Here is a 13,121-nt window from a genome sequence, read left to right as displayed (position 1 = left end):
CCTTTTGTCGGCCACGCAAAGGATGCCCGGAACGAGCCCGGGCATGACGGACGACGCGGCCCTCACCCCTCCAGCGCCACCCGCACCAGCTCATGCGCAATGGCATAGGGGTTCGCCGCATAGAGCCCGTCCGGGTGTCGGCGCTCCACCATCATCCGCGCCTCGTCCGCCGAAAACCAGCGTGCATCCTCAAGTTCGTTCCGGTCGATCGTGATCTCCGCCGACACGGCATCGCCGACCAGTCCGATCATCAGGTTCGAGAGAAATGGCCAGGGCTGGCTCGTCACGTAGCGCACGGGCCCCACGCGCACGCCCGATTCCTCGAACACCTCGCGCCGTGCGGCATCCTCGATGGTTTCGCCGGGTTCCACGAAGCCGGCGAGGGCGGAATACATGCCGGGCTTCCAGGATGATTGCCGGCCGAGCAGGATGCTGCCCTGATGCCGCACGACCATGATGACCACCGGGTCGGTGCGCGGGAAGTGGTCCATTCCGCAGGACGGGCAGTGGCGGCGGTAGCCCGCATCGGCCAGTTCGAGTTTCGCCGCGCAGTTCGAGCAATAGGTGCGCCGCTCGTGCCACTGCAGCAGCGAACGCGCCTGGGCCAGCATGCCGAGCTGTTCCGGCGGCAGCGCCTCCTCCATCGCCAGGCTGCGCAGGTCGCGCATCCCGTCTGTTGCCGGCACCCGGCAGGCGAACCACGGCGCGCCGCTGGCGTCCAGCCCAAGGAACACGGAAGGCTCGGCCGTAACGTCATTCGCCGTCACCAGCGTCCCGTCCTGCAGCAGGGCGGCATCACCCGCGATGCGGATCAGCCTTGCATCGGCCCGCTGGCGCCGTTCGGCAATCCAGCCGGCATTGGGCCGGTCATTGGCGCGGCGGTCGAGCGGGTTCAGCACATAGGCAAGCGTCATGGGGCAGGGGTCCGGTCCAAGAAAAAGGCACCCGGGTTTTCACCCGGATGCCTGAACTCCGCAAGGCGGATGGATGGGCTTAGCTGTTCGCGGCCTTGGGCTGCGCGGCCTCGCGCTCCTTCAGCATGCCGTCGACGACGACGACGGTGCGTTCGAGGTCGCCGATCGCATCCTCGAGTTCGACGCGCTGCTTGCGCAGCGCCTCAAGGCGCTCGCGCATCTTGGTTGAGGCGATGCGCAGCTGTGTCAGCTGCCCGTCACGCAGGTTGTAGAGGTCGAGCATCTCCTTGATTTCCTCAAGGGCGAAGCCAACCTTCTTGCCGCGCAGGATCAGTTGCAGGCGGGCCCGGTCGCGATAGCTGAACAGGCGGGTCCAGCCGCGGCGCGCCGGGTGCAGCAGGCCCTTCTGCTCGTAGAAGCGCAGGGTGCGGGGGGTAACGTCGAACTCACGGCACAGCTCGGTAATGGAATAGGTGCGGTCGCGTTTCGACCGTTCGGTGGTTTCAGTCACGCTCATGATTTGTCTTGCTCCGGTAAGGCGAGTCGCTGGGGCCGTTGTCGTTCATATAAACCCAGGAGGGAAGCTTGTGTATCCCCCTGCGTCAATTTTAATGCCCGCAAATCTCTCGATTGGGTTAAGTACACACCGTCCGGTTCGCGAAGTCCGCACAAAATCGTGCAAAAGAACAACCGCTTAACCGAATATTTACCGAACTCCTTAAGCTTTGGAGAGGGAATTCCCGCGCCGTTTTCGTGATCATTTCATGGTCACCCGGCCGCAGGCGCGGGCAACTGAAAGACGTAGGTTGATGAAACCGGGCATACCCTGGAGCGTGAAGGGCATCGAACCCGAGGCGCGCGAGGCCGCGAAGCTCGCGGCGCGCAAGGCCGGCCTCACGCTGGGGGAGTGGTTAAATAGCGTGATTTTCGACCAGAGAGCGCATAATGTGTCGGGACAGGCTGATTCTCACCCATGGGAAAACTTCGTGTCCGCTCCGCCGCCGCCGCCTTCTGAGTCTTCCCGGCCTCCCGATGTCAGCCCGCGCCCGTTCTCGGCGCGCGCCGAGCGGCGCGATGACAGTGCGCTGCGCCTGCAGGACATCGCCCAGCAACTGGCCGACCTCGCCCAGCGCGAGCGCCATTCGGCGCCGTCTCCCGCGGCAGACCGCAGCAGCGCCGCCGACCGTGCGGAATTCGAGCGCATCGCCAGCCGGATCGAGGAAAACGAGCGGCAGACCGTGGAGGCGCTCACCGCCGTGAACGACCGCCTCACCCTGCTGTCCCGGCAGGTTGCACAGCTCGGCCGCCCCGGCGGCTTCGAGCGGCCGGAGGACGTGCCGGGTTACCCGGCGCTCGAAGCGGCCATCCGCTCGGTCGTCGAACACATCGAGGTCAGCGAGAAGCGCACCCGCGATTCCCTGAAGTCGATGCAGGACCGCATGGCAGAGGTCGCCGAACGCCGTGGCGTCATGCCCGACGGCGAGGACATCCTGCGCGCCGTGCCGGTCCTGTCCGGGCTGGAAAGCCGGCTCGCCGACATGGTCAACCGCATCCAGCGCTCCGAAGGCCTGATGACGGAGCGGGTGGAGGCGGTGCGGTCCACCGCCCAGCAGATGGCCAACCAGGCACAGGCGTCCGCCGTCACCGCGCTGCGCGGTGAACTGCGCGAGGTGGAAACCCGCATGCTGGCCTCCCTCAAGGAGGCGCAGGCGGCCGCCGCCAACGCGCCCTCCATCGTCGCCACCGAGATTGCCAAGCTGCACGGCGACATGGCGGGCCTTGCCCGCCGCCTCGATGACGTCAAGGCGGGTGCTGCCAGCGAACGCGACGTGCAGTCGCTGCGCGCCGCTCTGGAGCAGCTGTCGGCCCGCGTCGCGCAGGGGCCCGACATGCGCCCCCTCGCCGACATGGACAAGCGCCTCGGCGACATCAACCGGCGGCTCGAACAGGCCGCCATGGCCAGCCGCGACGAGCCGCAGGTCGGCGCGCTGGAGCAGCGCATCGCCGAACTCGACCATCGCCTGGCCGAGGCCATCCGCCTGCAGGGCGACCAGCAGGCGCTGCATCGCCTCGAGGATTCGATCGCCGCCGTCAATGACCGCGTGGTCCAGACCGAACAGCAGCTCGGCCACCTCGAGACCATGGAACAGGCCATCCGCCAGCTCTACGACTCGATCGAACAGACGCGCAGCTCGGTGGGCGAGGCGGCGGAGGCCGCGGCCAGCCGCGCGCTGGAGCGCTACCAGCCGCCGCAGCCCGCCTACTCCGGGCCCTCGCCCGAACTGCAGGCGCTGGAGGATGGCCTGCGCGCCATCCGCGAAAGCGCGGCCGCCGCCGAGCGCCGCCACCAGGACACATTCGAAGCCGTGCATGAGACGCTGGCCGAGATCGTCGAGAAGATCGCCGAGCTCGAAGCGCCGCCGCCGCCCGCGCCGGCCCCTGCAGCACCGCCTCCGCCCGTGGAGGCGCCCGTGAGCGAGGTTGCCGCACCGGCGCCTCACTTGCCAGCCGATGAAGTCCCCGCCGCCAACGAGGCCGACCCGCTGTCGGGGGCTGATGACTTCATTGCCGCCGCGCGCCGCGCCGCCCAGGCCGCCGCCACGCGGCCCTCGGCGCTGCGAGCCGAATATGCGGTGCTCACCCAGCCGGTGGCGGAACCGAAGCCAGCGAAGCTTTCCTTCCTGGAGCGCCTGCGCAACCTCCGCCCGCAGGCCGCGCCCAAGGCCGAGCAAGGCACTGCGGCTCCTGCCGCGCCTGCTGCCCAGCCGGCAGTGGGCCGCCGCACCTGGATCCTGGCCGGGGTGGTGGTGCTCGCGGCCGCCAGCTTCCTCATGTACCGGAGCTTCTTCGCCCCCTCCGCTCCGCCGCCTGCCGCCAATCAGTCGGGCCAGATCGAGATGCCCGCTGCCCCGGCCGTTGCCGCGCCGCCGGCCGTTGCTGCCGCCAAGGGCGGCCTGCTCGTGGCCCCCACCGATCCGGTGGTCACCGGGTCGCTGCCGCCGGGCAGCGTCACCCGCTCCGCCGATGCGCCGCTCGTCACCCGGCTCGAACTGCCGCCGCCGGAGACCGGCACCGAGGCCCTGCGCATCGCCGCCGCCAACGGCAATCCGACTGCGCAGTTCATCGTCGCCGGCCGCTATCTCGATGGGCAGGGCGTTCCGCAGGATTTCGCCAAGGCGCTCTACTGGTATCAGCAGGCCGCCAATGGCGGTCTCGCCCCGGCGCAATATCGTCTCGCCACGCTCTACGAACTGGGCAAGGGCACGGAGATCGATACTGCCAAGGCCCTGGCCTGGTATGAGCGGGCGGCACTCGCCGGCAACGTCAAGGCCATGCACAATGCGGCGGTCATCGCGGCGGGCGACAAGGCGGGTCCTGCCGATTTCGACCGCGCCTTCCGCTGGTTCAAGGCCGCTGCCGAGCGCGGCTTCGCCGACAGCCAGTTCAATCTTGCCATCCTTTACGAGCGCGGGCTCGGCACGCCGCAGAGCGCGCAGGACGCCTTCGTCTGGTATTCGCTGTCGGCCAAGCAGGGCGACCCGGATTCGGCCCAGCGGGCCACGGCACTTTCCCGGAAGATGCCGGAGACCGAGCGCATCAGCGCCGCCGCCCGCCTCGCCGGCTGGACGCCCACCCCGTCCGATGACAGCGCCAATGTGGTGACGGTCGTCGACCCGGCCTGGAATGACGGCCGGCCGGGCAATACGGTAAAGCAGTCCTCGTAAGCCTTGCCTCGTGCCCGCCGCCGCGCCAAAACGGGGGGATGAACGATCATTCCCTTTCCGGCAGGATTCCGGCACCCGCCCTGTGGCTCGGCCTCGCAGGCCTCATTCCGTTTCTTGCCGGTGCCGCCTCACAATGGGCCAGCCTACCGCTGCTCCCCGCCGAGACGGGGCTGAAGCTCGTCATCGTCTACGCTGCGATCATTCTCTCGTTCCTCGGCGGCATTCGCTGGGGCACCGCCATCGGGCCCTATGACCAGGGCCGCCAGGCGCTGGAATTCTCGGCCTCCGTGCTGGGCTCGCTTGCCGGGCTTGCGGCCGCCTTCCTGCCGCCCATCCCGGCCCTGGCACTGCTGATCGCCGGTTTCCTGATGCAGGGCCTGTGGGACGTGATGAGCGCCGATGCCGGCCGCTTGCCCGCCTGGTTCGGCCGGCTGCGCATGATCCTCACCGCGGGCGCGGTGGTCTCGCTCATCGCCGCACTGCTGGCGGTGATCGTTACCTGACCTGGGCTGCCGGAAAGCGGTGCACGGCCTTGTCGCCGATCATCCACACATGGAAGTCGCCGAACAGCCCCTCGAAGGCCTCTGACCTGACGCTCAACGCACCCGTATAGCTGCCGAAGGCCGGCATGATCAGCCGCTTCTCATCCGCGATGAAGCAGCGGCAGCGGATGCGGTGGCCGCGCGCATGGATCGCCGCTGCGGGGTGCAGGTGGCCGGAGATCTCCGCCTCGCCGTCGCGCAGCGCCTTCTGGTGGTGGCGCAGGCTCACCGGCCCCAGCACCATCTCCTCCACGATCATGCCGCCGACATCCTCCGGTGGCGCCGGGTCGTGGTTGCCGGTGATCCACACCGTCTCCACCTTTGCCGTGATGGCCCGTAGCATCGCGAGGTCGGACGCATCGATCCGCTCCCGCGCGCCCTGGTCGTGGAAGCTGTCACCGAGGAAAATCAGCCGCTGTGGCCGCGTGCTCTCCACCGCCGCCTTCAGCTGCAGGAGCGACTCGCGCGTGTCGTAGGGCGGCAGGTGAACGCCGCGCCGCGCGAGGCTCGTGCCCTTTTCGAGGTGCAGGTCCGCCACCAGGAGTGCGTTGAACTCCGGCGCGAAGAGGGCGCCCGACAGGTCAGGAATGAAATCAACCCCGGACAGCGTGATGCGGTGGGACCTAGACAAGCCGCATGGCCTCGTCGATGAGGGCATTCGCGGCTTCGGCGAGAAGGGCATCATGGCCTTCGCCGTAAACCGATTCGCGGCCGATATCCAAGAGGATGGGCACCGACAGCGGCGACACCGTGTCGAGCGCCTTGTGCAGGATCTGGCCCTTGATGCGCCTCAGCATGGCGCCGAGGCGATGGGCATCGATCAGCCCTTCCGCCGCATCGTCCCACGCCGCGCGCAGCAGCAGGTGGTCGGGCTCATGCGTCCGCAGCACGTCATAGATCAGGTCGGTGTTCACCGTCATCTGCCGCGCCGTCTTCTCCTTGCCCGGCTGGCGGCGCTCAATCAGCCCCGCGATGATCGCGGCATTGCGGAAGGTCCGCTTCATCAGCGCCGATTCCGCCATCCAGGCCTCGAGGTCGTCGCCCATCATGTCCTCGTCGAAGAGTCGCCCCAGCGCGATGCGGTTCGATGAGATCGCAAGAGAAAGATCGCGCACCATCCAGATCACCAGCGCATATTCCGAGGCGACGAAGCCCAGGGGCTGCATCCCCGCGCGCTCCAGCCGCCTTGTCAGCAGCATGCCCAGCGTCTGGTGCGCGAGCCTGCCTTCGAAGGGGTAGCACACCATGTAGTGCTTGTCGGCGCGCGGGAAGGTCTCGACCAGCATCTGCCCGGCCTTCGGCACCACCGAGCGGAAGCGCTGCAGGGAGAGCCACCCGCGCACCTGCGGCGGCAGGTCCTTCCAGGATTTCGGGTCCGCCAGCATCTGCCGCACGCGCTCGGCAAGGTAAGTCGACAGCGGAAACTTGCCGCCCTGGTAGGAGGGCACCATCGGTTCCCGGTCATTGGAGCGCGTGGCGAGTGCCCCGAACTCATCGAGCCCCTCGAAGCGCAGCACCTCGCCGGCAAACACGAAGGTCTGCCCGACCGTCAGCTGGCTGACGAACCATTCCTCCACCTCGCCCAGCACGCGCCCGCCCACCACCACGCGCTTGCCCAGCCGGCGCTTCACGTGCGCGAGCCTGACCTTCAGCATCTCGTCCTCGACGATGGTGCCCATGTTCAGCCGATAGGCCATGGCCAGCCGCGGATGCGCCAGCCGCAGCGTGCCATCCGCCTGCAGTTTCAGCTTGGCATAGCGTTCATAGGCGCGGAGCGCATAGCCGCCGGTCGCCACGTAATCGACCGCCTTGTCGAACTCCACCCGCGTCAGCTTGCGATAGGTCCAGGCACTGCTCACCTCGCCGAACAGCTCATCCGGGTGGAACGGCCCGGCGCAGGCGCGGCCCAAGATGTGCTGCGCCAGCACGTCGAGCTTCATCACCATGGGGTATTCGGTGTCCTGCGCATTCACCTCCGCCGCCTGCAGTGCCGCCGTGCATTCCAGCACCTCGAAGCGGTTGGACGGCACCAGCAGCGCCTGTGACGGCAGGTCCAGCTTGTGGTTCGAGCGCCCGATCCGCTGCAGCAGGCGGCTCGATCCCTTCGGCGCCCCCACATGCACCACGAGGTCGACGTCGCCCCAGTCGATGCCGAGTTCGAGGGTGGAGGTGCAGACCACGGCGCGCAGCTTGCCCTCGCCCATTGCCGCCTCGACCTTGCGCCGCTGTGCGACATCCAGCGAGCCATGGTGGAGTGCGATCGGCAGATTGTCGTCATTCGCCTCCCACAAGGCCTGGAACACCATCTCCGCCTGGCTGCGCGTGTTGACGAAGATCAGCGTCATCCTCGCCCGCTTGATCTCCTCATAGACCTCCGGGATCGCATAGAGCGAGGAATGCCCCGACCACGGCACGCGCTCGACGGAGGAGAGGATGCGGATCTCCGGCTTCGCACCGGGCTTGCCCAATACCAGTGGCGCAGGCTCGGCGCCGGTCGACGCCAGCCAGGCCCGCAGCGCATCGGGGTCCGCCACCGTCGCCGATAATCCGATGCGGATCGCCTCCGGCGCATGGGACTGCACGCGCGTGAGGGCCAGCGACAGCAGCACGCCGCGCTTCGAAGTCACCATGGAGTGCAGCTCGTCGAGGATGACGGTGCGCAGGCCCTTCAGCAGATGCGCCGCATGGGGGTCCGCCACCAGCAGCGACACCTGCTCGGGCGTGGTGATCAGGATGTCCGGCGGCTTCTGCCGCTGCCGCTGGCGCTTGGAATGCGGCGTGTCGCCGGTGCGCGTCTCCACCGTCACCGGCAGCTTCATCTCGGCGATGGGCGCCTCGAGGTTGCGGGCGATGTCGACGGCCAGCGCCTTCAAGGGCGAGATGTAGAGCGTGTGGATGCCCTCACCCGATCCCCGCTCGGTGATCTCCGCGAGACTCGGCAGGAAGCCCGCGAGCGTCTTGCCGCCGCCGGTGGGCGAGATCAGCAAAACGCTCTCGCGGGCCTGCGCATGATCGAGCACCGCCAGCTGGTGCGCGCGCGGCGCCCAGCCACGCGCCGAAAACCAGTCGAGGAAGCGTTGCGGCAGGCTCATGGGAGGCCCAGCTTGACTTGGCTTCGCCGAACACGCAACAGCAGCCCATGTCCTTCGATCCACAGGCAAAGGTGACGCACCGTTCGGTCCTCGCGGTGGCGGTGCCGATCATGCTCTCCAACGTCTCGGAGCCCTTGATCGGTGTCGTCAACACCGCCGTCATCGGCCAGCTGAAGGAACCCTATTACATCGGGGCCATTGCCGTGGGGGCGCTGGTCTTCTCCTTCCTGTTCTGGGGTTTCGGCTTCCTCCGGCTCTCCACCGGCGGCCTCTCCGCCCAGGCGCTGGGGGCAGGGGACCGCACCGAGCTCGTCGCCGTGCTCATCCGTGCGCTGATGATCGGGCTCGCCGCCGGCATCGGCCTGATCATCCTGTCGCCGCTGATCCGCGAGGCGGCCTTCAACCTCATCGGCGGCTCGCCGCAGGTGCGGAGCCATGCCGAGACCTATTTCAATTACCGCATCTTCGCCGCCCCGGCAGCGCTGGCCAATTACTGCGTCATGGGCTGGTTCATCGGCCAGTCGCGGGCGAAACTGGCCTTCGTGGTGCAGCTGTTCCTGAACCTCACCAATATGGCGCTCTCGGCCTTCTTCGTCCTCGGCCTCGGCATGACATCGGACGGCGTGGGCCTCGCAGCACTCATTGCCGAATGGTCCGCCGTCACCCTGGCGCTGGTGCTGGCGGCGGCGATCCTGCGCGGCATGGGGGCCCACATCTCCTGGCCGCGCATCCTCGATCCGGCCCGCTTCAAGCGAACGCTGCTGATGAACGGCGACGTGATGATCAGGACGCTCTGCCTCGTCTTCGCCTTCACCTTCTTCACGGCGCGCGGCGCGCGGTCGGGGGACGTCATCGTGGCGGCCAATGCCGTCCTCCTCAACCTCTTCGAGGTCTCCGCCTACCTGATCGACGGCTTCGCCTATGCCTCCGAAGCGCTCGTCGGCCAGTCGGTGGGGGCCAGGAACCGGGAGCGCTTCCGGGCGGCGGTGCGGCTCACCAGCATCTGGGCCATGGCGCTGGGGGTCCTCTGCTCCCTCGTCATCTGGGTCTTCGGCCCGGCGATCATCGACATGATGACATTGAGCCCCGAGGTGCGGGACATGGCACGGACCTATCTCCCCTGGGTGGCGGTCTCGCCCGTGCTCGGCGTCATCTGCTTCCAGTTCGACGGCATCTTCACCGGCGCGATGGCGACGAAGGATATGCGCAACATGATGATCGTGTCGCTCGCCATCTTCCTGCTGGCATGGTGGCTGCTGGAGCAGCCTTACGGCAACCACGGGCTCTGGGCGGCGCTGAACATCTTCTTCATCGCCCGCGGGGTAACCTTCGCCACCCGCATGCCGTCGCTGGAGCGCCGGGCGTTTGGGTAGTCCTTCACGATGTCAATCAGCAGCAGGCACGAGCCTGATACCTAGCACATCGTAGGATTAACGTCAAGAAATATTTTCCTAAGTTAGGTTCGTCTTAATTTCATCATGGCCGGGCTTGTCCCGGCCATCTTCTTGCGGCCACCAAAAGGATCGCCGGGACGAGCCCGGCGATGATGGTGGTGGGGATGGGGTATGGGTGAACCCTACTCCGTCTGGTACCGGGCGATCGCCGAGCGTTCGAGCGCCGCGGTCACCAGCTTGTCCAGCCCCAGTGCATCGCGCAGCATGGCGAGGAAGCGGAGTTCCTCCTTGCCCACCGCGAGGTCGGAGGCGGCGACTTCCACCGCCAGCGCATAGGCCGTCTCGCGCAGCTTCGGCTTGAGCGCACCCTTGATCAGGCCGAGGATGGCTTTCAGGCCCTCCGTATCCTGCAGGATTTCACCTGCCTCCTGGGCGACACCCATCAGCCGGTGCTCGTCGAAGTCGGCAAAGATCGGCAGCGTCTGCACCAGCTGGCGGATCTCGGCCAGTTCGATGGCGTTCACCTTGCCCTCCACGCCGGACATAGTGACCATGGTGTAGATGAGCGCCTGTTCAGTCGAGATCGTGCCGGGCATTGAGGTCCTCCTGAGGCCCTGACAGTTAGGTGCTGGAACGTGACTTGTCCAGTTGTGCACGCACCGCCTCGATCGCATCGACCAGCCCCAGCCGCGAGACCGTGACGCCCGGCGGGAAGGCGGTGAGGAAGCGCGAGGCGAGCCGCGGGTCCAGCACCACGAAGTGGCCCCTGTCGCCGGCTCGGCGGATCAGCCGGCCGAAGGCCTGCCTGAGCCTCAGCCGCACCACCATGTCAGTGTACGCATTGCCGCCGAAGGCCTCCTTGCGGGCGCGCTCGAGAATGGTCGGCGTGCCCCACGGCACGCGGTCGAGCACGATGAGGCGCAGCGAGTCGCCCGGCACGTCCACCCCGTCGCGCACTGCGTCGGTGCCCAATAGGCAGGCATCGCGCTCGGCGCGGAACATGTCGACCAGTGTCCCCGTGTCCATCGGGTCCACGTGCTGGGCATAGAGCGGCAGGCCGGCATCGGCCAAGGGCTTCACCAGCCGCTTGTGCACAGCGCGGAGCCGCGAGATGGCGGTGAAGAGCCCGAGGCCCCCGCCGCCCGCAGCGAGGAAGAGCTCGCGATAGGCGGATGCCACCTGGTCCATGTCCTCACGGTTCATGTCCGTCACCACGATGACGCGGCTTGCGTCCGGATAGTCGAAGGGCGAGTCCCAGCTCTCGCGCTTCACGGGGTAGGGCAGGTGCACCGCACCCGTGCGCATCTCGGCATTGGCCCAGTCGTCCGGCACATCGGGCGGCCGGTCCTTCAGCGTGGCCGAGGTGATGACGATGCCGTCCGCCTGGCGCAGCACGGCGAGCGCCATGGGCTCCGTCGGGTCCAGCCAGTGCGAGTGGAGCCCGACGTCGTGTTCCTTGCCGAAGGCCTGGGCGATGTCGAACCACTCGACGAAGAGCGGGTTCTTCTCCTCCAGCAGCCGTTTCAGCATGTCGACCCAGGAGCCCACCATCAGCTCGCCCCGCCGCTTCAGCGAGCGCGACACGGCCTCGATGCGGCCGCGGTCGTGGGTGGAAAGCTCCTCGGCCTGTTCGTCCAGCTTCTTGGCCAGCGCATTGGCGAGGCCGGACATGGGCTTCTTCAGGTCCAGCAGCGCGCCCATCAGTTCCTCCGCCGCATCGGCGAGGCCGTCGATCAGCGGCAGGCAGTCGGTCTCGATGGTGTGGCCGGAGCCCGCATTCTGCTCGGCCCGTGCCAGAACCTGCTGGCGCACGAGCGAGAGGAAATTCTCGGCCAGCCCCTCCGGCTGGCCTGCCTGCACGCGCCGTGTCCAGCCGGGGCCGGGGAGCGCCAGGGCGGCGCGCAGCACCTGCTGCAGCAGCTTCTCGCCGTTCTCGTCCTCGCCCAGAAGATCGCCGATGCGGTCCGACAATCCGCGTCCGCGGCGGCGCTCGGCTTCGGGTCCCCTGATCCAGCGGCGCAGCTCGGCGGTCTCAAGCGCGGTCAAGTGGCCGGAGAAGGCGGAGTCCGCGGCATCGAACAGGTGGTGCCCCTCGTCGAAGACGATGCGGCGAATGCCGCCGGGGGCGGCCTCCTCCTCCTCGGTGATGGCGATGCCGAGCGCGTGGTCGACGGCGGCCTGGTGCAGCACGAGGGCATGGTTGGCGATGACGATCGAGGCGTTGCGGCCTGCCCGCACCGAGCGCTCGATGAAGCAGCGGCGGTAATGCGGGCAGGCGGAATAGATGCATTCGCCGCGCCGGTCGGTGAGGCCCAGTGACTGCGCGGTGACGCCGCGGGACTCGCCATCGAGCGAGAGGTCGTTGAACAGCGACAGGATCCAGGAGGGGAAATCACCGCCCACCATGTCGCCATCGCGCGTGAAGCGTGCCCAGCGCGAGATCAGTGCGGCGAGCAGTGCCGTGCGCGGGTTGGCCGAGGTGAGCCTGCCGAAGACCTCCTGCATGTTGAGGAGGCAGACATAGTTCTCGCGGCCCTTGCGGATGACGATCCTGCCCTGGCGTTCCTCGGGGTCCTCGATCAGGCGCGCGGTCTCCTGGTCGAGCTGCCGCTGCAGGTTCTTGGTGTAGGTCGAGACCCACACGGGAGCGTTGTTCTTCCTGGCCCAGAGATACGAGGGCGCGAGATAGCCGAGCGTCTTGCCCAGTCCCGTGCCGGCTTCCGCCAGTAAAATATTGTTGATCTCTTTTGATTGGCGCGGCTGGAAGGCGAAGGTCGCGGCCCCGGCATAGGCCGCCTGCGAGGCGCGCTGCTCTGAGTCCGATCCCAGCACCTCGCGCAGGAAGCGCTGGGCCTCTTCCGCTGCGATCGCGTCCTGCCGGCCCGGCGCGCGGCCGCCGTCCTCCTCCCATTCCTCGATCCTGTCCCAGGCATTGAGGCCGGTTGCGAAGCTGCCGATGTCCATCTTCGGGTTCGCCGTCATCAGCGCACGCATCACGCTTTCGGCCCAGGGCCATTTGGCGCGGGCGAGGAAGGTGGCGTTCTCCGCCGTCTCGCGCAGCAGCGGATAATGCTTGCTGGCAAGGCGATTCAGAAGATCTTCGGCGATGAGGCGCACCGTCTCCTCGTCATCGGCACCTTCGTCGATGGCGAGAGACCGGGCGAAACCCGTCGGCGTCGGCGTGGCGAAGCGGGCCGGGCAGACGAAGGCAAAGAGTTCGGCCACGTCGAAATGCCGCTGCTCGCGCGCCGCCCGCACGGCGGCGCGTGGCGCCTGCGAGGCGACGCCCAGGCGCTCGATGAAGAAGGCCGAGTGGCAGATCAGGTGCGGCCGTGCTGCGAGTTCCGCCAGCGCATGCGCGGGTTCCATGGGTTCGCCGCCGATCACGGCGCCCATGCCGGACGCCACGGCGGTGCGAAGGGTCGAATCCATTGTCATCCTGATGTCTTGGGTC

9 protein-coding genes are annotated in these 13,121 nt (G+C 67.8%); 3 read left to right on the top strand and 6 right to left on the bottom strand.

All coding sequences use genetic code 11. The features are described 5' to 3' along the window. Positions 1-62: 62 nt before the first annotated feature. Together nudC and DK847_RS02520 are read right to left on the bottom strand one after the other, a co-directional pair. Complete coding sequence (nudC, locus tag DK847_RS02525; RefSeq protein ID WP_111196026.1) at positions 63-914, bottom strand: NAD(+) diphosphatase; 852 nt, start codon at positions 912-914, stop codon at positions 63-65. 79 nt (positions 915-993) lie between these two features. Next, positions 994-1,431, bottom strand: coding sequence for a MerR family transcriptional regulator (locus tag DK847_RS02520; protein WP_111196025.1), 438 nt, complete (start codon positions 1,429-1,431; stop codon positions 994-996). Between the two features lie 292 nt (positions 1,432-1,723). Between DK847_RS02520 and DK847_RS02515 the strand changes: the two genes are divergently transcribed. Then, a complete protein-coding gene (locus DK847_RS02515) occupies positions 1,724-4,639 on the top strand; it encodes an SEL1-like repeat protein (protein WP_146256019.1) in 2,916 nt (971 codons plus the stop codon). A gap of 38 nt (positions 4,640-4,677) precedes the next feature. Then, the gene (locus tag DK847_RS02510; RefSeq protein ID WP_111196023.1) at positions 4,678-5,142 is read left to right on the top strand and encodes a DUF3429 domain-containing protein; all 465 of its coding nucleotides are present in this window, start codon (positions 4,678-4,680) and stop codon (positions 5,140-5,142) included. On the opposite strand, the gene pdeM is transcribed toward DK847_RS02510, so the two are convergent. Both pdeM and DK847_RS02500 read right to left on the bottom strand, forming a co-directional pair. After that, on the bottom strand, positions 5,135-5,812 hold the full coding sequence (gene pdeM, locus DK847_RS02505) for a ligase-associated DNA damage response endonuclease PdeM (RefSeq protein ID WP_245414496.1): 678 nt from the start codon (positions 5,810-5,812) through the stop codon (positions 5,135-5,137). The genes DK847_RS02510 and pdeM overlap by 8 nt on opposite strands. Next, positions 5,805-8,273 carry a ligase-associated DNA damage response DEXH box helicase gene (locus tag DK847_RS02500; RefSeq protein WP_111196021.1) on the bottom strand — a complete coding sequence of 823 codons (2,469 nt, stop codon included), beginning with the start codon at positions 8,271-8,273 and terminating at the stop codon, positions 5,805-5,807. Before DK847_RS02500 ends, pdeM begins: the two co-directional genes overlap by 8 nt. Before the next feature lie 47 nt (positions 8,274-8,320). Here DK847_RS02500 and DK847_RS02495 point away from each other — a divergent pair, with 47 nt between their 5' ends. Beyond that, positions 8,321-9,646 (top strand): MATE family efflux transporter, encoded by a 1,326-nt coding sequence (locus tag DK847_RS02495; RefSeq protein WP_111196020.1) that lies wholly within the window; start codon positions 8,321-8,323, stop codon positions 9,644-9,646. Between the two features lie 203 nt (positions 9,647-9,849). On the opposite strand, the gene DK847_RS02490 is transcribed toward DK847_RS02495, so the two are convergent. Beyond that, positions 9,850-10,263 (bottom strand): tellurite resistance TerB family protein, encoded by a 414-nt coding sequence (locus DK847_RS02490; protein WP_111196019.1) that lies wholly within the window; start codon positions 10,261-10,263, stop codon positions 9,850-9,852. Between the two features lie 25 nt (positions 10,264-10,288). Beyond that, positions 10,289-13,099, bottom strand: coding sequence for an ATP-dependent DNA helicase (locus tag DK847_RS02485; protein ID WP_111196018.1), 2,811 nt, complete (start codon positions 13,097-13,099; stop codon positions 10,289-10,291). Positions 13,100-13,121: the final 22 nt, after the last annotated feature.

This window comes from Aestuariivirga litoralis (genome assembly GCF_003234965.1).
Lineage (GTDB): Bacteria > Pseudomonadota > Alphaproteobacteria > Rhizobiales > Aestuariivirgaceae > Aestuariivirga > Aestuariivirga litoralis.
Note: the sequence above shows the minus strand (reverse complement) of the source record. Positions and strands in the feature narration are given on the sequence as shown.

What these genes read in the sequence shown, in the direction of transcription:
- nudC (WP_111196026.1), bottom strand. Translation starts at nt 914, where the DNA reads ATGACGCTTGCCTATGTGCTGAACCCGCTCGACCGCCGCGCCAATGAC.
- DK847_RS02520 (WP_111196025.1), bottom strand. Translation starts at nt 1,431, where the DNA reads ATGAGCGTGACTGAAACCACCGAACGGTCGAAACGCGACCGCACCTAT.
- DK847_RS02515 (WP_146256019.1), top strand. Translation starts at nt 1,724, where the DNA reads ATGAAACCGGGCATACCCTGGAGCGTGAAGGGCATCGAACCCGAGGCG.
- DK847_RS02510 (WP_111196023.1), top strand. Translation starts at nt 4,678, where the DNA reads ATGAACGATCATTCCCTTTCCGGCAGGATTCCGGCACCCGCCCTGTGG.
- DK847_RS02500 (WP_111196021.1), bottom strand. Translation starts at nt 8,273, where the DNA reads ATGAGCCTGCCGCAACGCTTCCTCGACTGGTTTTCGGCGCGTGGCTGG.
- DK847_RS02495 (WP_111196020.1), top strand. Translation starts at nt 8,321, where the DNA reads ATGTCCTTCGATCCACAGGCAAAGGTGACGCACCGTTCGGTCCTCGCG.
- DK847_RS02490 (WP_111196019.1), bottom strand. Translation starts at nt 10,263, where the DNA reads ATGCCCGGCACGATCTCGACTGAACAGGCGCTCATCTACACCATGGTC.
- DK847_RS02485 (WP_111196018.1), bottom strand. Translation starts at nt 13,099, where the DNA reads ATGGATTCGACCCTTCGCACCGCCGTGGCGTCCGGCATGGGCGCCGTG.